The 21,111-nt window shown below is 65.3% G+C and carries 23 protein-coding genes; 10 read left to right on the top strand and 13 right to left on the bottom strand.

Annotated elements, in window-relative coordinates:
* Nucleotides 1-4: 4 nt before the first annotated feature.
* From ccmB to AC6H0N_RS15355, 5 genes are all read right to left on the bottom strand, one after another.
* Complete coding sequence (gene ccmB / locus AC6H0N_RS15375; RefSeq protein WP_497575004.1) at nucleotides 5-685, bottom strand: heme exporter protein CcmB; 681 nt, start codon at nucleotides 683-685, stop codon at nucleotides 5-7.
* Complete coding sequence (gene ccmA, locus AC6H0N_RS15370; RefSeq protein WP_497575003.1) at nucleotides 679-1,305, bottom strand: cytochrome c biogenesis heme-transporting ATPase CcmA; 627 nt, start codon at nucleotides 1,303-1,305, stop codon at nucleotides 679-681. Before ccmA ends, ccmB begins: the two co-directional genes overlap by 7 nt.
* Before the next feature lie 74 nt (nucleotides 1,306-1,379).
* Nucleotides 1,380-1,775 (bottom strand): CBS domain-containing protein, encoded by a 396-nt coding sequence (locus AC6H0N_RS15365; RefSeq protein ID WP_497575002.1) that lies wholly within the window; start codon nucleotides 1,773-1,775, stop codon nucleotides 1,380-1,382.
* A 26-nt stretch (nucleotides 1,776-1,801) separates the two neighbouring features.
* Nucleotides 1,802-2,149, bottom strand: coding sequence for a P-II family nitrogen regulator (locus AC6H0N_RS15360; RefSeq protein WP_497575001.1), 348 nt, complete (start codon nucleotides 2,147-2,149; stop codon nucleotides 1,802-1,804).
* The gene (locus AC6H0N_RS15355) at nucleotides 2,146-3,654 is read right to left on the bottom strand and encodes a DUF1538 domain-containing protein (RefSeq protein WP_497575000.1); all 1,509 of its coding nucleotides are present in this window, start codon (nucleotides 3,652-3,654) and stop codon (nucleotides 2,146-2,148) included. Before AC6H0N_RS15355 ends, AC6H0N_RS15360 begins: the two co-directional genes overlap by 4 nt.
* Before the next feature lie 354 nt (nucleotides 3,655-4,008).
* On the opposite strand from AC6H0N_RS15355, the gene AC6H0N_RS15350 reads away from it, so the two are divergent.
* The 6 genes from AC6H0N_RS15350 to AC6H0N_RS15325 all read left to right on the top strand — a co-directional run bounded on the left by AC6H0N_RS15350 (nucleotide 4,009) and on the right by AC6H0N_RS15325 (nucleotide 10,983).
* Nucleotides 4,009-4,191: a PLDc N-terminal domain-containing protein gene (locus tag AC6H0N_RS15350; protein ID WP_497574999.1), complete on the top strand. Its 183-nt coding sequence runs from the start codon at nucleotides 4,009-4,011 to the stop codon at nucleotides 4,189-4,191.
* Between the two features lie 153 nt (nucleotides 4,192-4,344).
* A complete protein-coding gene (locus AC6H0N_RS15345; protein WP_497574998.1) occupies nucleotides 4,345-4,974 on the top strand; it encodes a flagellar brake protein in 630 nt (209 codons plus the stop codon).
* A gap of 179 nt (nucleotides 4,975-5,153) precedes the next feature.
* Complete coding sequence (locus tag AC6H0N_RS15340) at nucleotides 5,154-5,342, top strand: hypothetical protein (protein WP_497574997.1); 189 nt, start codon at nucleotides 5,154-5,156, stop codon at nucleotides 5,340-5,342.
* Nucleotides 5,339-5,719: a YchJ family protein gene (locus AC6H0N_RS15335; protein WP_497574996.1), complete on the top strand. Its 381-nt coding sequence runs from the start codon at nucleotides 5,339-5,341 to the stop codon at nucleotides 5,717-5,719. Before AC6H0N_RS15340 ends, AC6H0N_RS15335 begins: the two co-directional genes overlap by 4 nt.
* A 199-nt stretch (nucleotides 5,720-5,918) precedes the next feature.
* Complete coding sequence (locus tag AC6H0N_RS15330; RefSeq protein WP_497574995.1) at nucleotides 5,919-10,457, top strand: EAL domain-containing protein; 4,539 nt, start codon at nucleotides 5,919-5,921, stop codon at nucleotides 10,455-10,457.
* Nucleotides 10,458-10,542: 85 nt separating this feature from the next.
* Entirely contained in the window at nucleotides 10,543-10,983 is a 441-nt protein-coding gene (locus tag AC6H0N_RS15325) for a YtoQ family protein (RefSeq protein ID WP_497574994.1), read from the top strand.
* Nucleotides 10,984-11,046: 63 nt separating this feature from the next.
* Here the strand turns inward: AC6H0N_RS15325 and AC6H0N_RS15320 are convergent, their stop codons facing one another.
* The gene (locus AC6H0N_RS15320) at nucleotides 11,047-12,063 is read right to left on the bottom strand and encodes a hypothetical protein (protein ID WP_497574993.1); all 1,017 of its coding nucleotides are present in this window, start codon (nucleotides 12,061-12,063) and stop codon (nucleotides 11,047-11,049) included.
* Between the two features lie 516 nt (nucleotides 12,064-12,579).
* Here AC6H0N_RS15320 and AC6H0N_RS15315 point away from each other — a divergent pair.
* Nucleotides 12,580-12,993 (top strand): low affinity iron permease family protein, encoded by a 414-nt coding sequence (locus AC6H0N_RS15315; protein WP_497574992.1) that lies wholly within the window; start codon nucleotides 12,580-12,582, stop codon nucleotides 12,991-12,993.
* A gap of 27 nt (nucleotides 12,994-13,020) precedes the next feature.
* Here AC6H0N_RS15315 and AC6H0N_RS15310 read toward each other — a convergent pair whose 3' ends face one another.
* Genes AC6H0N_RS15310 through AC6H0N_RS15300 form a run of 3 tightly spaced genes read right to left on the bottom strand, consistent with a single transcriptional unit; the run spans nucleotide 13,021 to nucleotide 15,821 of the window.
* On the bottom strand, nucleotides 13,021-14,334 hold the full coding sequence (locus AC6H0N_RS15310) for a saccharopine dehydrogenase family protein (protein WP_497574991.1): 1,314 nt from the start codon (nucleotides 14,332-14,334) through the stop codon (nucleotides 13,021-13,023).
* A gap of 36 nt (nucleotides 14,335-14,370) precedes the next feature.
* Complete coding sequence (locus AC6H0N_RS15305; protein ID WP_497574990.1) at nucleotides 14,371-15,489, bottom strand: carboxynorspermidine decarboxylase; 1,119 nt, start codon at nucleotides 15,487-15,489, stop codon at nucleotides 14,371-14,373.
* Nucleotides 15,486-15,821, bottom strand: coding sequence for a helix-turn-helix domain-containing protein (locus AC6H0N_RS15300; protein ID WP_497574989.1), 336 nt, complete (start codon nucleotides 15,819-15,821; stop codon nucleotides 15,486-15,488). The genes AC6H0N_RS15305 and AC6H0N_RS15300 overlap by 4 nt, the downstream gene beginning before the upstream one ends.
* A 194-nt stretch (nucleotides 15,822-16,015) precedes the next feature.
* On the opposite strand from AC6H0N_RS15300, the gene AC6H0N_RS15295 reads away from it, so the two are divergent.
* The gene (locus tag AC6H0N_RS15295; protein ID WP_497574988.1) at nucleotides 16,016-16,276 is read left to right on the top strand and encodes a KTSC domain-containing protein; all 261 of its coding nucleotides are present in this window, start codon (nucleotides 16,016-16,018) and stop codon (nucleotides 16,274-16,276) included.
* A 103-nt stretch (nucleotides 16,277-16,379) separates the two neighbouring features.
* Nucleotides 16,380-16,556 carry a hypothetical protein gene (locus AC6H0N_RS15290; protein ID WP_497574987.1) on the top strand — a complete coding sequence of 59 codons (177 nt, stop codon included), beginning with the start codon at nucleotides 16,380-16,382 and terminating at the stop codon, nucleotides 16,554-16,556.
* A 32-nt stretch (nucleotides 16,557-16,588) separates the two neighbouring features.
* Here the strand turns inward: AC6H0N_RS15290 and arsB are convergent, their stop codons facing one another.
* The 3 genes from arsB to AC6H0N_RS15275 are packed head-to-tail and all read right to left on the bottom strand — an operon-like array spanning nucleotide 16,589 to nucleotide 18,497.
* Nucleotides 16,589-17,668 carry an ACR3 family arsenite efflux transporter gene (gene arsB / locus AC6H0N_RS15285; protein WP_497574986.1) on the bottom strand — a complete coding sequence of 360 codons (1,080 nt, stop codon included), beginning with the start codon at nucleotides 17,666-17,668 and terminating at the stop codon, nucleotides 16,589-16,591.
* A 2-nt stretch (nucleotides 17,669-17,670) separates the two neighbouring features.
* Nucleotides 17,671-18,168 (bottom strand): arsenate reductase ArsC, encoded by a 498-nt coding sequence (locus AC6H0N_RS15280; protein ID WP_497574985.1) that lies wholly within the window; start codon nucleotides 18,166-18,168, stop codon nucleotides 17,671-17,673.
* On the bottom strand, nucleotides 18,165-18,497 hold the full coding sequence (locus AC6H0N_RS15275) for an ArsR/SmtB family transcription factor (RefSeq protein WP_497574984.1): 333 nt from the start codon (nucleotides 18,495-18,497) through the stop codon (nucleotides 18,165-18,167). Before AC6H0N_RS15275 ends, AC6H0N_RS15280 begins: the two co-directional genes overlap by 4 nt.
* Nucleotides 18,498-18,651: 154 nt before the next feature.
* Between AC6H0N_RS15275 and AC6H0N_RS15270 the strand changes: the two genes are divergently transcribed.
* Nucleotides 18,652-19,278: a pentapeptide repeat-containing protein gene (locus AC6H0N_RS15270; RefSeq protein ID WP_497574983.1), complete on the top strand. Its 627-nt coding sequence runs from the start codon at nucleotides 18,652-18,654 to the stop codon at nucleotides 19,276-19,278.
* A 6-nt stretch (nucleotides 19,279-19,284) separates the two neighbouring features.
* On the opposite strand, the gene dsbD is transcribed toward AC6H0N_RS15270, so the two are convergent.
* A complete protein-coding gene (dsbD, locus tag AC6H0N_RS15265; RefSeq protein ID WP_497574982.1) occupies nucleotides 19,285-21,111 on the bottom strand; it encodes a protein-disulfide reductase DsbD in 1,827 nt (608 codons plus the stop codon).

Here is a 21,111-nt window from a genome sequence, read left to right as displayed (position 1 = left end):
CTTCTCATTCCACAGCAATTCTCAGGGCCGCCGCACACGCGAACGGTGCCAGCGCCAGCGCGCCGAGCAGGCCGCCGCCGAGCAGCAGCAGGTGTGCCGTTGCGCCCACGCCGCCTAGCAGGGCATCGACCGCGCCTGCACCAAATATGAGCACCGGCACGTACAGCGGCAGCACCAGCAGTGCCAGCAGCACTCCGCCGCCGCGCAGGCCCAGTGTCAGCGCTGCGCCGATCGCACCGATCAGCGCCAGGATGGGTGTCCCCAGCGCCAACGATAAGGTCAGCACGCCCAGCGCTTCCTGCTCTACATCAAACAACAGCGCCAGCAGCGGTGCGGCCAGCACCAGCGGCAGGCCGGTCACGATCCAGTGCGCGGCGATCTTGGCGGTTACCCACAGCGCGGCTGGTTCAGGGGTAAGCAACAACTGCTCCAGCGTGCCGTCGGCGTGGTCCTGCGCGAACAGCCGGTGCAGCGACAGCAGCGTCGACAGCAGCGCCGCGACCCACAGCACGCCCGGCCCGATGGCGCGCAACTGGTTGGTTTCGGCGCCGACGCCGAACGGAAACAGGCACACCACGACGACAAAGAACGCAAGTGTAACAAGCACATCGGCCCGCCCGCGCCACGCGAGCATCAGATCGCGACGAAGTACCGCCGCGAAGGCGCCGCCGGCGCCGCTCAACATGCGACCTCGGCCAGATCGAGGACGTCGGGTGCGCGCTTGAATGGTGCGTCCTGATGGGTCGTCATCACCACCGCGCCGCCCGCTTCGCAATGCGCTTCGAGCGTGTCTGCCAGGTCGGCCACGGCGGCTACATCGAGTGCGGTGAAAGGCTCGTCGAGCACCCACAGCGGGCGCTCGCCGGACACGAACAGCCGCGCCAGCCCGACGCGGCGGCGCTGGCCCTGCGACAGCACCTTGGCTGGCAGGTCGATCTGCGCGCCGAGTCCGATGCGTTCCAGCGCGGCGATGCAGCGCGCGTCATCCGCCGCCTCGCCCCCGGCATGGATGGCAAAGCGCAGGTTTTCGAGCGGAGTCAGCAGATCGTTGAGGGCCGGCGCGTGGCCCAGGTAGAGCAGATCGGAATGGAAGTCGTCGCGGCAACGGCGGATGTCTTCGTCGTGCCAGTGTACCGAGCCATATTCGGGCGTCGCCAGCCCGCACAGGATGCGCAGCAGACTGGTCTTGCCTACGCCGTTGGGGCCGGCCACGCGCAGCATGCGGCCCGCGTCGAGCGCGAGGCCGAGTCCGCGAAACAGCAGGCGATCACCCTTGAGGCAGGCGAGGTCAGTGGCGACAAGCATGGGGCGCAATTGAACCATAGCCGCCCGAAATCAGGGAAAACTTATATGAGCCGAAACTCATACGCACCGCGGCCTCAGCCCATTTGATCCGCGATGTCGACCAGCGCGCCGACGATGTCGCTCATGGTCACGATGCCGACCAGTTCGTTGTCGGCGGTGACCAGTACGCGGCGGATGTCGAAGTTGCTCATCAGCTTGGCGGCGTGCTTGACCTCGAGCTCGCGCGAGACGGTCAGCGCCGGCTTGGCGCAGATGTCGTATACGTTGAGCAGGTCGATGTCGCCTTCCTCGGCGACGATGGCCTTGAGGATGTTGTTGTAGGTGATCAGGCCGAAGGCGTCGTGCGGGTGACGCTTCTCGACGGCCAGAGCCTTGACTTTTCTTTCCTTCATCACCCGCATCGCCTGGCGGATGGTTGCAAGCGGCGAGATCGTTACGACCTCGCGCACCATGATGTCCTTGACCAGCATGTTTTCCTCCTCGGGCTGTTTCAGCCTCAGATGTCGTCCTTGAGTTTTTCCTCGAACAGCGTGATCTGCCCCATGTCGATGCCGGCGATGTGTTCGAGCGGGATCGTGAACACCACGCCGCGGCTGTTGGTCTTGAGATCCAGCTCGCGCGTGAGGTTTTTCATCACCGCCAGCGAGAGCTTCTTCTCCAGCACGAACACCAGCACCGACTGGCTGCCCTCATAGGTCAGGCCGAAGAAGGTCTTTTTCTCTTTCGCCCCGATGCCGCGTGCATCGAGAATGGTCACGCCGCCCGCACCGGATTCCTTGGCCACGTCGATGGCCTTGTCCTCCAGATCGTCGGCGAGGATCGCAACGAGTACCGAAAACTTCACGATGTCGCTCCTTCGTCTTTGTGCGTGGCCCGCTCGGCGATGATCGCGTAGAGCATGACGGTCACGATGGGAAAAATCGACGCGAATGCGATCAGGCCAAAGCCGTCGATCAGCACGCTGCGTCCCTCGATGTGCGTTGCAAGCCCGATGCCCAGTGCGGTGACCAGCGGCACCGTCACTTCCGACGTGGTGACCCCGCCCAGATCAAATGCCAGCGGCACGATGTACTTGGGCGCGAAGGCGGTCAGCGCGATCACCAGCGCGTAGCCACCCATGATGTAGTAGTGGATGGAATCGCCGGTGATGATGCGGTGTACGCCGATGGTGATGCCGGTGGCCACACCCAGTGCCACCAGCAGGCGGATGCGGTTGCCGTTGAGCTTGCCCTTGGCGGCTTCCTCGGCCTGGCTGCCGATGGCGATCAGGGCCGGCTCGGCCATGGTGGTGGCAAAGCCGATAGCGAACGCGAACAGATAGACCCACAGCAGGGTGTCGAGTGCCACCAGTTGCGTGGCCATGCTGGTACCGATCGGGAACAGCCCGAGCTTGAGGCCGACCACGAAGGCGTACAGCCCGACGATGACCAGCACGAAGCCCACCACCACCCGCGGCAGGTGCGGAATCGACTTCTGTAGAACCATGTACTGGAAGAACAGGATCACCATGATGATCGGCGCTACATCGCGGAACATGCTGGCCAGATCGGTCAGCATGCCCAGCGCGTAGCTGCCAGCGGTCTTTTCGACGATCTGCTCGTCGGCGAAAGCGACTGCGCCGGCCGCTGCGCCCGCGACGTCGGCGACCTCCGCGAAGTTGTACACCCAGATGCCGTAGAGCTGCACCGAGATCATCGGCACCATCACCGCCAGCGCCACCAGCCCGAAGCCGTGCATCAGCGGATTGCGCCCGCGCAGCGACGCCGCCAGGCCGATGCCCAGCGCGGCGATCAGCGGCACGGTGACGATGTTGGTGGTGACCCCGCCCGAATCGTAGGCCAGCCCGACGATTTCCTCCGGCGCGAAGAAGGTCACCGACACCACCAGCACGTAGCCGATGATCATGTACCAGTGCAGCGACTGGCCAAGGATGGTGCGCAATACGCCGATGGCCACCACGCAGCCGACCGACAGCGCCACCAGCAGGCGCAAGGTGAGTCCGTCGATGCGCCCCTCGGAGATGGTCTCGGCCTGCGCTGCAACGGCGATCAGCGCCGGCTCCGCGACCACCGCCGAAAAGCCCAGGCAGAAGCCGAACACCATCAGCAGCGGCAGCGAGCCGCGCCGCGCGAAATCGTTCGACAGCCCCTTGCCGACCGGAAAGATGCCCAGCTCCAGCCCCTGCAGGAACAAGGCCACGCCGAACACCACCACCAGCAGGCCGAAGCTCATGCTGGCCAATCCGTCCGGCAGTTCCTGCATGACCGCGAGCTGGAAGAACAGGACGACCGCAATGATCGGCAGCAGATTGCGGAAGGAGTGCTTCAGGTGCGCCAGAAACTCACGCATCGGAGGAGTGCTTCCCGAGACCGGCCGGGCCGCAGACGAGCATGGGGGCGGCGCGCCAAAGGGCGTCGGCCAGGGTCCGGCCCAGGGCACGCTCTTCGCATTCGGCAGCAATGGCCGTGACCGGCAGGCGGATTCTCATTTGGTGTTTCACGTGCCCAGGAGAGTTTCGATCGGGAGGCGCCGGAGGCGGCAGCGGGCCGGATGAAGTGCGCGGCGATGCCTGCATGCAGCAATTCATTCAGCGTTTCCCTAACACTTCGAAATGATACATGGCGCAGATGAAGCCCCATTGACATGTATCAACGGCACCGCCGCGAGTACCATGACCTTTCACCAATGCATCGGGAGTACGCCATGGGTATGGAAGTCGGAGGCATTCTGGGCCTCATCTGGCTGGTCATCATCATCTGGGCCATCGTCAAGGTCGCCAAGAGCGGGGCTGGATCGTTTGCCAAGCTGTTGTGGATTCTGATCCTGCTGTTTCTGCCTTTCATCGGCTTGATCGCCTGGTTCCTGCTCGGGCCGAAAGGCAACTAGCTGCCCGCAAATCGGCCATGGCAGCGGAATGGCGGCGTTTCATGGATAATCGGGCGGTGACATGTCACCGCCCCGAAAAGGCCTTCGCCGTTCATGACGCAAACGCCACCGACCGCAAGCGACGAATCCTCCCCGCAATTCCATTTCAGGGACATGCATCTGCAGCCGGGCGACCGCCTGCAGATTCACTGCCCTAGCCATCCCGACCGCGCGCGACACATCTCCCGCGTGGTCGGTTTCGTTGACGATCTGAGCCTCATCGTCACGGTGCCCGCGCCGCGCGGCATGCGCGCCGAGTTCATCGAGAGCGAAGTTGTCGTCGTGCAGGCCTTCTCGCGCAACAGCGCCTTCGCCTTCAAGTGCACGGTGCTCAACGTGTGCCGCCGGCCCTTCGATTACATGCATCTGAGCTTTCCGGACCGTATCCAGGGCAGCGTCATCCGCAATGCCACGCGCGTGCGTGTCGGCATCGAGGCGCAGGCGGCGCCCTCGGCCGGGGATCCGGTCACGGCCAGGCTCGGCAACCTCAGCGCCACGGGCGCGCTGGTGGTGGCGCCGTCGGTGCTGGGCGCGGTGGGCGACAAGCTGCGCCTGGCCTTCAAGGTGAAGCTGCACGACGTGGTCAGCGATATCGCCGCCGATGCCGCCATTCTCAAGGTGAGTGGCGAAGAGGGGGCTCATCAGTACGGCGTCGAGTTCGGCGAAATGCCGCCTCACGAGCGCATGATCCTGCGCAGCCTGATTTACCAGCAGATGATAGAAAATCCACGAACCATCGTGTGAAACCGCTGCCGCGGGGCGGGACGCGCGTGCCGCCAAGTTAGACTGGCGCCACGAAACTCCTTCTGGAGAGCAGTCGGATGCGGACAGTACGGCGCGGTTTCCAGTGGGTCATGTCGCGGCGGACGTTGCTTGCAGCGCCCGATCAATGCGCCGGGGCGCGCATTAGGAGTGACCAATTGGTGGCTTTGCTGCGCAAGCTGCAGCGGCCTGACGCCGCCGCATCCTCGGCTGCGACGATCACTGCGTCCATCGGCATCTCGCCGCATACCCACAATGACGAGAACGTCGAAACCCCCTCGCGCTGCTCCGACCGTGCCACGTGCAGCGTCAAGCAAGCCGGGCGCGACAAGATGATGTTTGCCACATGAAGACTTCCGCCTGTCCCTGCGGCAGCGGCCGCCCGCTGAGCAAGTGCTGCGCTCCGTTGCATGCCGGGGCGCCAGCGCCAGATGCCGAGGCGCTGATGCGCTCGCGCTACAGCGCCTGGGTGCTGGGCGACATGGACTATCTACGCGCCACCTGGCACGCCGACACCTGCCCGCCAGATCTGACACCCGATGCTGGCCAGCTGCGCTGGCTGGGACTCAGCGTCAAACGCCATGGGCTCACCGGGCCGGCTGCGGCCGAGGTGGAGTTCGTTGCCCGATATCGCGTGGCGGGACGCGGCGCGCGCATGCACGAGATCAGCCGCTTTGTGTGTGAGGGCGGTCGCTGGCTGTATGTCGATGGCGACGTGCTGGAGTAGTGTACGTTCTGCCGTATTGCATATGCCGAGCGGCGCTGCTCGCTGCACGGGGTATGCTTTTCGGGTGTTCGTAAGGGGCGGCCGCGACAGAGCTGTTCCGCGCTGGGTGAGGGTAACAGTGATTGAACGGTCGACCAGTCGCGAACGCGTCTGCATGACGACCCGCCGGGCGCGCAATACGCCCTGGGGGGGCTGACGCGTGCCCCCTGTGCATCGCTTCGGCGCCGCCACCATTGCCATGATTTACGCCGCCTTTGCGGCCTTGTGGATCGTCGCTTCCGGCACGCTGCTCACCGTTGCCACGGCGGACCCGGTGCTGCAGGGGCGTATCGAGATCGCCAAGGGCATTGTCTTTGTGCTGGTCAGCAGCGCCTTGCTGTACTGGTTGATCCGCTCACGGCGCGAAGTACCGCCCGATCCGTCCGATGCCGCGGTCCACGAGCCGACCGGCGCCGACGTCTACCAGCTGGTCATCACCAGCGTGCTGATTTCGTTGGCGGTGCCGTCGATCAGCCTGGCCGTCTTTGCGCTCAATGCCCGGCAGGTCGAGCTCGACACCACACGCAGTCTGCAGGCCATTGCCGGATCCACCGCGCAACACATCGAAGGCTGGCTGTCCGAGCGCCGCGGCGACGCCGCCACGCTGGCGGCCAGCCGCGGCTTCATCCGTCAGGTGATCGAGCTGCAGGCCGACCCGCAATCGTCGGAGCGCACGGTCGTGCTGGAGCGTCTGAGTTCTCTGCAACGCGTGTTCAACTACGAATCGGTGACGCTGCTCGACGCGCTCGGCAAACCGATGCTTACTGCCGGCAGCCCTTTCGTACCCGATGCCGTACAGCTCGGTCTGGTGGGTGCGGCGATCGCCGCCGGCGAGGCGCGCATGGACGATCTGCGCCGTGATGGCGATCGCGTCCATCTGTCGTTCGCCGTGCCGCTGCACGACGAGAAGGACGGCCGTACGGTGGCCGTGGTGGTATTGCGATCCGATCCGGGCCACTTCCTGTACCCGTTGGTCAGTTCCTGGCCGTTGCCCGGCATGAGCGGCGAATCCCTGCTGGTGCGTGCCGAGGGCGATGGCGTGCTGTTCCTCAACGAACTGCGCCACGGCGATGCCAAAGCCCTGTCGCTGCATCTGCCGTTGGGCGATACCCGGCGGGCTGCGTCGGCGGCGCTGGCGGCTGATGGGCCGGGCACCATTGTTGGCATCGACTACCGCGACGAAACGGTGTTGGCGGCCTGGAGTCCGGTCGGCGGCACCGCCTGGCGTCTGGTGGCCAAGATCGATCGCGACGAGGCATTGCGTCCGGCCTGGGTCACCGCCTGGTGGACGGCGGCCGTGGCGCTGCTCGGCGTGATCTTTGTGGCCCTGGTGATCCTGCAGCTGTTCCGACAGCAGCGCGCCACCCAGCGCATGCAGCTCGAATTGCAGGCCGACCGTCTGCTCAAGCATTTCTACGATTTGCCCTTTGTCGGCATGGCGGTGAGCGAGGCCGGCTCGCACCGCTGGCTGCGCTACAACGATCATCTGTGTCACATGTTCGGCTACGACGTGCGGGAGTTCGCCGATCAGACCTGGGAGAGCCTGGGTCATCCCGAGGACGCCCAGATCGGCGCCGACGACCTGGCGCGCATGGAGCGCGGCGAAGAGGACAGCTTCACTTTGGAGAAGCGGTTGCTGCGCAAGGACGGCAGCGTGTTCATCGCCTGTCTCGACGTGAAGGCCGTGCGCAAGCGCGATGGCACGCTCGACCATATCGTCACCACCGTCGAGGACGTTACCGAAGCCCGCCGCACCGAGGAGGCCCTGCGCGAGAGCGAAGAACGTTTCCGCACGCTGCTGCACAACGTGCCGTCGGTGGCCGTGCAGGGTTATGCGCTGGACGGCACCACGCGCTACTGGAACCGCGCGTCGGAAGCGCTGTACGGCTACACCGCCGAAGAGGCCATCGGCCGAAACCTGCTCGACCTGATCATTCCGTCCGAGCTGCGTGAGCCGGTGCGCGAGGCCATGTCCCGCATGGCCGCAACCGGCGAACTGATTCCGGCCTCCGAGCTGACGTTGATGCGCAAGGATGGCTCCGCAGTCACCGTGTTTTCGGCTCACGTCGCCGTGCATGTGCCGGGGCGCGATGTCGAGATGTTCTGCATCGACGTCGATCTGAGTGCGCGCAAGCAGGCCGAAGAGGCACTGCGTGCCCGCGAGGCCGAGTTCCGCACGCTGGCCGAGGCCACGCCGCAGATCGTGTGGGTCACGCTGCCGGACGGCAATCACATTTATTTCAACCGGCACTGGATGGAATTCACCGGCCTCACGCTCGAGCAGAGCATGGGTTTCGGCTGGAACCCGGCCTTCCACCCGGAGGACCGCGAGCGCGCTGCAAGCTTGTGGCAGCAGGCCATCGACAGCGGCGAGCCCTACGAAATCGAATACCGCTTGCGTCGTCACGACGGCGTGTACCACTGGATGCTCGGCCGTGCCCTGCCGCTGCGCGACGAGGTCGGCAACATCGTCAAATGGTTCGGCACCTGCACCGACATCGACGACCTCAAGCGCACCGTTGAACGCCTCGACGAGGCGCAGCGCATCGCCCGTCTTGGCGACTGGGAATGCGACCTCGACACCGAGGCCATCCGCTGGTCGTCGCAAATCTATGAAATCTTCGGCCGCGATCCGGCCCTCGGCCCGCCGGCCGATTTCAACGAGAACGCGCTGCTGTTCGATGCCTCCACGCGCTCCACCGTGAACGAATACGTCGAGCGCGCCATCTCGACCCGCAGCACACAGGCCTACGAGCTGCGCGTGCTGCGTGGCGATGGCAGCGAACGCTACATCAGCGTCGTGGCCGTACCGCGCGAGGACGAAACCGGCCGAGTGGTCGGCCTGTTCGGCACCGTGCAGGACATCACCGCCCAGAAATGCGACGAGTTGGCCCTGCGTTCGAGGGCGCAGCAGCAGGTGTTGGTGGCTGCGCTGGGCCGGCTGGCCTTGTCCGACACCGAGTTGGGCGATGTCTATGATGCCGCCGCCGCGGCCGTGGCCGAAGGCCTGAGCGTGGAGTTCGGTCGGGTGCTGGTGGCGGCTGACGACGACGCCTTCGACATACGCGCCGGCGTAGGTTGGGCGCCCGAATGGTTGGGCCGCCGTGTGCATTGCGGCGAGGGCAGCACGCACGTCGGATTCGTCGTCGAAGCGCGCGGCCCGGTCATTACCTACGATTTCCGCGCCGAAGGCCGCTTCTCCGAATTCGGCATGCTGGCGGCACACGGCGTTGTGAGCGGCATCGACGTACCCATCGGGCACCCCGACAAGCCGCTCGGCATCATCAGCGCCTATTCGCGTGCCACTCACCGCTTCTCGCCGGACGACATCGGTTTCGTGCAGAGCATCGCCAACACGCTCAACACCGCCATCGAGCGCGCGCGTTCCAACGAGCGGCTGACCTACATGGTGCAGCACGACGCCCTCACCGGCCTGCCCAACCGCCTGCTGCTGACCGACCGTCTCAACGTCGCCATGGCGCAAGCTGAGCGTAGCGGCAAGCGTCTGGCGCTGATGTTCATGGACCTGGATCGCTTCAAGAACGTCAACGACGTCTTCGGCCACGAAGGCGGCGACATGATCCTGCAGGAAGTGGCCCGACGCTTGCGCGGCGCGGTGCGCGCGTCCGACACCGTGAGCCGCCAGGGCGGCGACGAATTCCTCGTCGTGCTGCCCGAGATTGACAGCGACGAGGACGCCGCTCGCGTGGCCGAAAAGCTCATCGCCGCCGTGTTTGAACCCTACGAGCTGAACAACACCGAAGTCGTGCTCGGGGCCAGCATCGGCGTCGTGTGTTTCCCCGAAAACGGGCGCGAAGTCGAATCCCTGCTGCGCAACGCCGACGTGGCCATGTACGCCGCCAAGGATCAGGGGCGCGGCCGCTACCAGTTCTATTCCGCCGAGATGAACGCCCGCGCCCACGAGCGCCTGCTGCTTGAAGCCGATTTGCGCCACGCGCTGCAGCGCGGGGAACTGTTCCTCGCCTACCAACCGCAGGTGAATCTGGCCAACGGCGCCGTGGTCGGCCTCGAAGCCCTGATGCGCTGGCGCCATCCCGTGCGCGGCCTAGTGTCGCCCGCGCAGTTCATCCCCATCGCCGAGGATTGCGGCCTGATCGTGGCCTTCGGTGCCTGGGCCATGGAAACCGCCTGCCGCGATCACGCCCGCTGGATTTCCGAAGGGCTCATCGACGGCACCATGGCCGTAAACGTTTCCGCACTGCAGTTCCGCCAGGGCGACTTCGTCGATTCCGTCTCGCAGGTGCTCGCCCGCAGCGGCCTGTCGGCCGATCGGCTCGAGATCGAAGTCACCGAAAGCGTCGTCATGCGCGACATCGACGAGGTGCGCGCCAAGCTCAATGCGCTCGACGCGCTGGGCGTAAAGCTCGCCATCGACGACTTCGGCACCGGTTACTCCAGCCTCAGCTACCTCAAGCAGTTCCCCATCTATCGCCTCAAGGTGGATCAGTCCTTTACCCGCGGCCTGCCCGACGACCGCGAGAGCGCCGCCATCACGCAGGCCATCATCGGCCTGGCGCGCAGCCTCGGGCTCGACGTGCTGGCCGAAGGCATCGAAACCGAAGGCCAGGCCACGTTGCTGCGCTCCATGTTCTGCGACGCCGGCCAGGGCTACCTCTACGCCCGACCCATGCCGGCCGAAGACTGCACCGCCTATCTGCGCACACACGCTCCCGCCTGAGCCGCGGCTGTACCTCTCCCGCGTGCTTTGCTAGTCTTGCCCCCCTCGCGACCGCTGCGGCGGCCGCCAAGTACTGGAGCATTGCATGTCTTTTGTTGTCTATCTTTCCGGAGAAATCCACACCGATTGGCGCGACGAGATCCGCCGTGGCGCCGCCGCTCGCCGCCTCGACGTCACCTTCACCTCGGCCGTTACCGACCATGAAGCCAGCGACGCCGCAGGCGATTCCCTCGGCCCGGAGAGCGCTGGCTACTGGCGCGACCACAAGTCTTCGCTGGTGAACTCCATCCGCACCCGCAATCTCATCGAAAAGGCCGATCTGGTCGTGGTGCGCTTCGGTGACAAGTACAAACAGTGGAACGCCGCCTTCGACGCCGGCTACTGCGCCGCGCTGGGCAAGCCCTACGTCACCCTGCACGCCGAAGACATCATCCACCCGCTGAAAGAGGTCGACGCGTCCGCCCAGGCCTGGGCCGCCACGACCGAGCAGGTGGTCGACATCCTCGCCTACGTGCTGCGCGACTGATTCGGTCGCCTGGCATGAAAAAGCCCGCCAATCGGCGGGCTTTGTTTTTTGTGGCAGGGGCTGTCAGCGCAGGCTGGCCATGTGTTCCACCAGCCGGTCGTTGGCCTTGCTCAGCAAGTCCTGGCTCAGCGTGCGGTAGCGCTCGACGTCGGCCTGCACCTCGAAATCGCGCCGCTGGCTGGTGCCCATGCCGGCCAGCGCGCGGAACACGTTGAGCCCGATCTCCGCGCCCTTTGCTCCGTCGGAGGTGGTCTGCACCATCGTGCCGAACTTCTCTTCGGCGTACATGGGCTGCCCCAGTTTCATGCTGCTGGAGTGATTGGCGGCGAGCATGCCTTCGCCCCCGAAAATCGAAATGCCGCCTTCCGGCGCCAGCGTCAGCGCCTGGCCCACCTGCACGCTCGCACTGGAGCGGAAGCTGCCGCCATAGCCTTCCGAGCCGGCGAAGTCGATCACGTAGTACACCGACAACACCTTGATGCCGGTCTTGCCGTACTGCGTCGAGGCTGCCGTCGAAGCGTTCGAGAAACCGAAGCCGCCGATCTTGTCTGACTCGCCCAGGAACCAGTACAGGTCGCCGTGGCTGCTCGGCGCAAAGGTCGCCATCTCCGTCTGGTCACCAAAGAACGAAGCGGTTTTACGCTGTGGCGACTCTTCCGGCTTGGCCTTGGCAAAGTCGGGCTGCGCCTGCAACTCCTCGCGGCTCGTCACCGTGTAGCCGGCCTTCGCCATGCGCGCCACGAAGTCCGCGTAGGCCGCGTCGGTGATGGCCTGCATTTGCGCCTCATCCACGCCGGTCAGCTTGATGCCGGCCGTCGCGTTGCCGCCATAGCCGCGCCCGGCCTTCTTCAACTCGACCTTGCTCTGCACGAAAGACACCTTGAACGAGGCAATCGCCAGCTTGCTGGCTCCCTTGAACGGCGCCTCGCGCTCCACCTTGATTTCGTCCGCCACCGCCAGGCCCATGAAGCCAGAGCGCTGCTCCGACGGCTTCTTGACCTCATCCGTGCTGGTCACCGCCGCGCAAGCCGACAGCCCCGCAACCAGCACCGTGATTACCCCGCTGCGCATCTTGCTCATGCGAATCCACCTCGTGAATGTCAGAAGAAAAGCGGCCCCGGCAAGCTCGGGCGGCAGATCGAGTATGCCGCAGCGCGTGAGGGGGCTATGGGCGTGGCGAGCGGGAAGTTAGTCAATACTTCACAGAGTTGTCGTGATTTCGCGGAGATGGCCATGTCGCATTGAGCCGACTGGGTTCCCCCGCCAGGTGCGCGGCGGGTGAGCAGCGCCTGGAGATCCGCAAGGGATTGTTTCGGAAGCCGCTCGCGGGCGTGCAACTCAGCGAAGCCTGGAACGACCGCAAACCCCCGACCCAAGCTCCATGCAGCGCATGCGTTCAGGCAGCTTGCGCCGAGCCTGCAGCGCCGGCCGGGCACGCCCGTTGCCTGTGGAAGTCGCAGGTGGCCGCTTCATGTTCGAGCGAATGCCGGCAGGAAAGTGTGGCCGAAAAGCGGTGGCCGCTCGCTTCGCTCCCATGTGGCCGCGCAGGCAAAGGCGCCAGGGGTCCGCCAATCAACCGATCAAGGAGAACTTCGGATGCAGAAAAAGTCGGAACGGTATTCCAAGTTTGCAAAGGCAGCGGCGCATTTCTGCGGCCGTCCCCGCGTGTTCCTGCTGGCCGTCGGAGCCATTCTGCTGTGGGGGGTGTCTGGCCCCTTCTTCGGTTTCAGCGACACCTGGCAGCTGGTGATCAACACCGGCACCACGATTGTCACCTTCCTCATGGTCTTCCTGATTCAGAACACGCAGAACCGCGATACCGAAGCCATGCAGGTGAAACTCGACGAACTGATTCGCGCTACCAAGGGCGCGCACAACGCGCTGCTGGACCTCGAAGAGCTGGGGGAGGATTCGCTCGAGGCCTCGCGCCAGAAGTATGAGGCACTCGCAAAGGCGGCCCGCGGCGAGGACGAGGGCAGCAAGCGGGGTGCACAGGGGGCGGAGATCTGAGTCCGGCGGCTCTCCCGATCAATGGGGTCAGACGTGACGCGTCACCTCGACACTTCGCATCGCTGCACTTTTCTCCCGCTGCGGCTCTCGCGCACTGGGCGTCACCGGGTCCAGCAGGCGATCGCCCTGCGCATCCCGAATACGCGTCACCAGCCCCATGCGGTTCATGCGTGCGATGAACGGGCGCGGATCGAGCTCTTCGACGTTGGCCATGCTGCCGGTGTCCCAGCGGCCTTCGGCGATCAACAGGGCGGCGGCGACTACGGGGACGCCGGCGGTGTAGGAGATGGCCTGGCTGCCGACTTCCTCGAAGCAGGCGGCGTGGTCGCAGACGTTGTAGATCAACACTTCTTCAGGCTTGCCGGCCTTGTGACCGCGGATGACGTCGCCGATGAAGGTCTGGCCGGTGTAGTCGGCGGCGAGCGATGCCGGATCGGGCAGCACGGCCTTGACCACTTCGAGCGGCACCACGCTCTGGCCACGAGCAGTGCGCACGGGCTGTTCGGAGAGCAGTCCGAGGTTCTTGAGCACGCTGAAGACGTTGATGTAGTGCTCGCCAAAGCTCATCCAGAAGCGGATGTCGGGCACGCCGAGGTTCTGCGACATGGAATGCAGTTCGTCGTGGCCGGTGAGGTAGCAGGTGGCCTTCCCGGTGATCGGCATGTCCCATTCCTTGCGGCGCTCGAACATGGCGTTGGCTTGCCAGGCGTTGTTCTCCCACGACCAGACGGTGGAGGTGAACTCGCGGAAGTTGGTTTCCGGGTCGAAGTTGGTGGCGAAGTAGCGGCCGTGGCTGCCGGCGTTGATGTCGACGATGTCGATGGAATCCACGCGGTCGAAGCACTGATCCACCGCATAGCGTGCGTAGGCGTTCACCACGCCGGGATCGAAGCCGACGCCCAGCACGGCGGTGACGCCGGCTTCACGGCAGGCCTGACGGCGTTTCCACTCGTAGTTGGCGTACCACGGCGGGGTTTCGCAGACCTTGGCGGGGTCTTCGTGGATGGCGGTGTCGAGGTAGGCGGCGCCGGTGTCGATGCAGGCCTGCAGCACCGACATGTTCACGAAGGGCGCGCCGACGTTGATGACGATGTCGCTGCGCGTGGCGCGGATCAGCGCGCTGGTGGCGTCCACATCCATGGCGTCGAGCTCATGGGCCTGCAGCAGGCCGGGCTCCTGCAGGCTGCCCTTGTCGAGCACCGACTCGATGATGGCGTGGCATTTGGCCAGCGTGCGCGAGGCAATGTGGATGTCGCCCAGCGCGGCGTTGTTCTGCGCACATTTGTGGGCCACCACGTGGCCCACGCCACCCGCTCCGATGATCAGGACATTGCGCTTCATTGAGTTGTTTCTCCTCATCCGCTGTGTCGCCTGCGTTCAGGACAGGCTGCTGACGTAGTCGTCGTACGAAAAGTCGCGCACCAGGCGCACGCTGCCGTCCGTTTCACGGATGGCGATGGACGGCATATGCACGCCGTTGAACCAGTTCTTTTTGACCATGGTGTAGCCGCCGGCATCGCCGATGGAGATGCGGTCGCCGACCTGCAGCGGGCGCTCGAAGCGCGCCTCGCCAAAGATGTCGCCGGCCAGGCAGGTCTTGCCGCAGATCTGGTAGAGATGCTCGCCGCGGTCGGCGCCGATGGGCGCGGTTTCGCGGTAGATCAGCAGATCGAGCATGTGCGCTTCGGTGGAGCTGTCCACTACCGCCAGCTGTTTGCCGTTGAAGCCGGTGTCGAGCACGCTCACTTCCAGCGTGGTGGTGTGGCGCACGGTGGCCTCGCCCGGCTCCAGATACACCTGCACGCCCCAACGCTGCGCGAAGCTGCGCAGGCGTTCGCAGAAAGCGTCCACCGGGTAGCCCGGCGCAGTGAAGCGGATGCCGCCGCCCAGGCTGACCCACTCCAGCTGCTGCAGGATGTCGCCGTAACGCTGTTCGACTTCACCCAGCAGCGCGTCGAAGCGCGCGAAATCACCGTTCTCGCAGTTGTTGTGGATCATCACGCCGCTGATGCGGCCGAGCACTGCGCGGAGGCGCGCCGGGTCGGATTCGCCCAGCCGGCTGAAGGGCCGCGCCGGGTCGGCCAGATCGAAGCCTGCGTGGCTGATGCCGGGGTTCAGGCGCAGGCCGACGGGTTTGTCGCCAGCATGCGCGGCGAAGCGTTCGAGCTGGTTGATGGAGTTGAAGATGATCTTGTCGCAGTGCGCGACGACTTCGGCAATTTCGTGGTCGGCAAAGGCCACGCTGTAGGCATGCGTCTCGCCGCCGAATTTCTGCTGGCCCAGCTTCACTTCATACAGCGATGAGGACGTGGTGCCATCCATGTGCTCGCGCATCAGGTCGAACACCGACCAGGTGGCGAAGCATTTGAGCGCCAGCAGCACCTTGGCACCGGAGCGCTCGCGCACGGTGTCGATGATGCGCAGATTGCGCAGCAAGGCGGCTTTGTCGATGAGGTAATACGGGGTGGGAAGGGTGTCGTGCATGGGATTCGTCATGGTTCGCCGTGGGCCGTCACGTGCTTGCGGCCGTTCTTGCCGGCGCTGCTCGTGGAGTCGCCAAGGTGGTCGATGACCACCGTCGGTCGGTCGGGAAAGCTCGCCACCAGCGCCAGCTCGCCGCCGATGCTCTCGACGTAGTGGCGCAGCGTGGACAGCAGCAGATCGCTGCGTTTCTCGAGCCGCGAAATCGTGTCCTGGCCGACGTGCAGCGTCGTCGCCAGATCATCCTGCGTCAGCCCGGCGGCCTTGCGCAGCTCCTTCAGACTGGCGCGCGGCAGGCCGCCCGGCGTCGGGAACTCGAGCACATCGGCAGCGCGCTTCTTCCCCATGAGGCATACCTTGGGAGTCGTGTGGGACCCGGATTATGTCTCAAAAGCCATATGGCTCCAAGGGCATATCTTGTGCTGGAGTGCGAGCCCGACGCGTTGCGCGTTGTTTTCACGTGTTTACGACTGCAAGATGCAAGGCACATGCGGTGCAGTGTGCTGCGCATCACTGCCATCACCATGCTGGGGAGACCACCGTGAACATCAAGCCCATCCAGTCCGGCAAGCTGCGTGGTGCGGGCTACGACGTCCGCACGCGCACGCTGCGCATCGAGCTCGAAGGCGGCGTGCTCATCGACTACGCCAACGTCGGTGAGGAGATCTGGCGCCGGCTGGAAAACTCGTCGTCGGCGTGGAGCTACTACCGCGACAACGTCGAAGAGGAATTCGCCGGCAAGCGGGTGTCGGAGCGAGCTGGCGACAAGAGGAATCCGCTCGACGACCTGTTCGGAACGTAAGCTGTTCGGAATGCCTTTGGCATCGCATGGCGTAGCCATGCCATCAGGCTACGCCCCGGCCTGTTGCGCTGGCGTGCAGTGAATCCGGAATGGGAGCTTGGTCATGGCGCTATTCGAAGCCGCCTCAGCGGCGATTGGAGAGCTTGTCGCTTGTGCGGTGGGGTATATCCTCGGCCGCAGGTTCCAGCTGGCGCCGGATGAGGCGCGACGCGTGGGTGAGTGGGTGGTGATCGGAGCCCTCTGCACCGCATTGGTTGTCGTCACGCTGGCCTACGGGTGAGGCGTGCCGTTGGTCGCATCGCCGCTGCGGTTTCAGTTCCTTGCCAACCCCGCCTCATACCAGCCGCGGCTGCGGTTGACCACGCGCACCAGCCACAGCATCACTGGCACCTCGATCAGTACGCCTACGACGGTGGCCAGCGCCGCACCGGAGTCGAAGCCGTACAGCACGATGGCGGCGGCTACAGCCAGCTCGAAGAAGTTGGACGCGCCGATCATCGTCGATGGACCTGCCACCGAATGCGGCGCCTTGAACGTGCGGTTGAGCCAGTAGCCGAGCGCGGCGATGAACAGCACCTGCAGCAGGATGGGCACGGCCAGCATGCCGATGATCAGCGGCTGGTCGATGATGGCGCGGCCCTGGAACGAGAATAGCAGCACCAGCGTGGCCAGCAGCGCAAGGATCGAGAACGGGCCGATGCGCTCCAGCGTGCGCTGGAAGAAGGCCTCGCCGCGCTTGAGCAGTTGCGCGCGGATGAATTGCGCAATCGCCAGCGGGATCACGATGTACATCACCACCGACAGGAACAGCGTCGCCCACGGCACCGGAATGGCCGACACGCCCAGCAGCAGCGCCACGATCGGCGCGAAGGCGAAGACCATCACCAGATCGTTGAGCGCGACCTGCGTCAGCGTGAAGTTGGCGTCGCCGCGGCACAGGTTGCTCCACACGAAGACCATAGCCGTGCACGGCGCGGCGCCGAGCAGGATGAGGCCGGCGATGTAGCTGTCCAGCTCCTCGGCCGGCAGCCACGGCGCGAACACGTGGCGGATGAAGATCCAGCCGAACAGCGCCATCGAGAACGGCTTGACCGCCCAGTTCACGAACAGCGTCACGCCGATGCTGTTTTTCTGTTTGCGCACCTCGTGCAGCGCGCCGAAGTCGATCTTCATCAGCATCGGGATGATCATGATCCAGATCAGCACGCCGACCGGGATGTTCACGTGCGCCACTTCCAGCGCCCCCACGGCCTGCGCGAACTCGGGCGCGAACTGCCCGAAGGCCGTGCCGGCGACGATGCACAGGAACACCCACACGGTGAGATAACGCTCGAAGAATCCGATGGGGGCGCCGGCAGATTGTTTGGCGGCGATTTCGCAGGGCGAGGACATGTTCAGGCAGTCCGTGTGGATTCAGGGACGAGGGTGCCGATGCGCGCGCATTCGGCCTTGAAGGCGGCCGGGTCGCGTTCGGCCAGATCGCGCGGCAGCGCCAGCAGCGCCTCGATGCGGTGGCGCAGCGTGCGGTAAGCGGTTTCGAAGGCCTGATCGATTTCGGCTTCGGTGCCCGTTGCCTTGGCCGGATCAGCCACGCCCCAGTGCGCGCGCGGGGCTGGCGAAAGGTACACCGGGCAGGTTTCGCCGGCGGCGCTGGCGCACACGGTGATGACCAGATCGTGCGTCGCCGGCAGGTCGTCCCAAGACTTGCTGAAAAGCCCGTCGGTCGCGATGCCTTCGCGTTCGAGCAGTGCCAGCGACTTCGGATGCACGTAGCCAGCCGGCTGGCTACCGGCGCTGATGGCGCGCCAGCCCTCGGGCGCGAGTGCGTTGAAGGTGGCCTCGGCGAGGATCGAGCGGCACGAGTTGCCGGTGCACAAAAAGAGCACGTTCATGGTTTGCAGACTCCGTCGGCGATGCCGCTGAGCTCGCAGCTCACGCCTTCGCCGCAGCAGTTTTCGGTGAGGAAGCCGATGGTGTCGACCATCAGCGCGATGTTGGCGCGGTAGCGCTGGAAGCGGCCTTCCTGCTCGGCCGTGATCAGCCCGGCTTGCGTCAGGCCCTTGAGGTGAAAGCTCAGATTGGTGGGCGGAATGTCGAGCGTCGTCGAGATGTCACCGGCCACGCGTCCGTCCGGCCCGGCCTGAACGAGCAGGCGGAACACATCCAGCCGGACGCCGGAAGACAGCGCTTCGAAGACCTGCAGGGCGGTGTTTTTGTCCATGTTTCAATACTTCAAGAAAAGTTGAAGTATTTTCTGCCGTTCGGACGCGGGCGTCAAATTTCACGTACCGTGTGTTTGGCTGACTCGCCGAAATCAACTATTTTCACGCCTCGACGTCCAACCCGCTCCAGCAACCGAATCGGATCGCATCCCCATGCCGCTCAAGACCGCCGTCGCCCTGCTTGCCCTGCTCGCTTCGAGCGCTGCATTTGCCCAGACCCTCACCGTGGATGGCTGCAACATCCGTCGCGGCACCTTCTGCGTGAACATGAACCTCAATGGCGCCGAACTGCCTGGCGCGAACCTGGCCAATTCGCAGTTTTCGCGTTCGCGCCTGGTCGGCGCGAATCTGGAGGGGGCAACGCTGGATGAGGCGACGCTGAGCAGTACGGTGTTCACCGGTGCGCGGCTGGCCGACGCCTCGTTGCGGCGGGTCAATGCGCGCGGAGCGAGCTTTGATGAAGCCGATCTGCGCCGTGCCCACCTGGAAAACGCCAATCTGCAGAACGGGCGCATGGAGCGCGCCCGCCTCGACGACGCTCGGCTGGCCAATGCGGATCTGAGCAATGCGCGACTGGGCGCTGCGGTGCTTGATGGTGCGGACCTGACGCGGGCCAACATGCGTGCGGCCGGCTTGCGCGGAGCGTCGCTGAAAGGCGCGAATCTGAGCGGCGCGAACCTGACTCGCGCCGATCTGACCGATGCCGACCTGACCGGTGCAAAGCTGGATCAGGCGAACTTCTTCGGCGCGCAGACCGCCGGCTGCATCGGCTGCCCGTAAAGCGGCTCAACCGCCGCGCCAGGCGCGGTCGAGAATTCCGCCAAAGGGTTCGGCACGCATGAAGCCGACCACGCGCAAGCCGTCGATTTCGCGGCCGCCCGGCGCGAAGAACACGATGCCGGGCGGGCCGAACAGATTGAATCGGGCCAGCAAAGTCTTGTCGTCGGCGTTGTTGGCGGTGACATCAGCCTTGAGCAACAGCATCTGCCCCATGCGCGCGGCCACCCCGGCATCGCTGAAGGTGAAGCGCTCCATCTCCTTGCACGACACACACCAGTCCGCATAAAAATCGAGCATCACCGGTCGGTCGGCGGCGGCGATGCGCGCCTCCAGCTCGGCCAGCGTGCTCACGCGCTCGAACTGCGGTGCCGCGACCGCGGCTTGCGCCGTGCCGCTACGCAGCACCGACAGCGGTTGCAGCGGGTCGCGTGAGCCGGCCAGCAGCCCGATCAGCATCGCCGCCCCGCCAATCAACAGCATCACACCCAGACCTTTCCAGAAACGGCGCCAGTTGCCGGCCTGCGGCGGCAGCGGGTCGAGCGCATGCAGGAAGATGCCCGAGAAGCCCAGCAGCAGCGCCCAACCGAGCATGCTGACGGCCGCCGGAATCACCGGCGACACCAGCCACAGCGCCACGGCCAGCAGCATCACGCCAAAGGCCTTCTTGACGCCCTCCATCCACGGGCCGACCCGCGGCAGCAGCGAGCGTGTGCCGACGCCGACCGCGATCAGCGGTGCACCCATGCCCAACGCCATCACGAACAGCGCCATGCCACCGAGCGTGGCGTCGCCAGTCTGCGCGATGTACAGCAGCGCGCCGGCCAGCGGCGCGGCCACGCACGGCCCGACGATGATGGCGGACAGCGCGCCCATGGCCGCCACGCTGCCCAGCGCCCCGCCCTTGCGGTGGCTGGCGGTGTCGCTCAGACGGCTCTGCAGCGCGCTCGGCAATTGCAGCTCATAGAAGCCGAACATGGACAGTGCCAGCAACACGAACACCAGCGCGAAGCCGCCCAGCACCCACACGTTCTGCAGGGCCGCCGACAGCATGGTGCCGGACAGCCCGGCGGCCACGCCGGCGGCCGCGTAGGTCAGTGCCATGCCCAACACATAAGCCAGCGACAGCGCGCCGGCACGGGTATGGCTGACGTGCTGGCCCTGCCCGACGATGATGCCGGACAGGATCGGAATCATCGGAAAGGTGCACGGCGTGAAGGCCAGCAGCAGGCCGAAGCCGAAGAAACTCGCCATCACCAGCGGTACGCTGGCATCGCGCAGCAGGCCGGCAACCCGTCCACTCTCGTCGCCGCTGACCGGCTTCGCGGCGGCGGGCGGGCTTGCGACGGGAGGCGTGCTGGTGGCGGCAGGCGTGTTCAGCGCACGATCGAGCAGTCCGCCGCCGGCGTTCGGTGGGGCGGTCAGGTCGACGCTGACTGTGCGCGTTTCGGGCGGATAGCAGATGCCGCCATCCCAACAGCCCTGACTCTTGACCGAGAGGTCGATGGCCGTGACGCCGGGCGGAGCCGACACCGGTACGAGGATGCTCAGGCGGCCGCGGTGGATCTCGGTGTCGCCGAAGAACTCATCCTTGTAGGTTTCGCCTGGCGGGATTTCGGCTTCACCGAGCGTGACGCCGTGGGTCAGCGACGTGAAGCCCAGCTTGTCGGCATAGAGGTAGTAGTTCTTGCGGATGTCAAAGCGCAGTTCGACCGTATCCGCATTCAATGCTCGCGCCGACAGCGGAAAGGCCTTTTCCGGCTCGACCGGGTCGGCCAGCGCGGGGCCCGCGATGAATACCGCGAGCAGGACCAGCAGGGTAACGATGCGCGACAT

This window comes from Pseudazoarcus sp. NS34 (genome assembly GCF_059703725.1).
The sequence above is the reverse complement of the archived record's forward strand: the minus strand, read 5'-3'. Positions and strand labels throughout refer to the sequence as shown.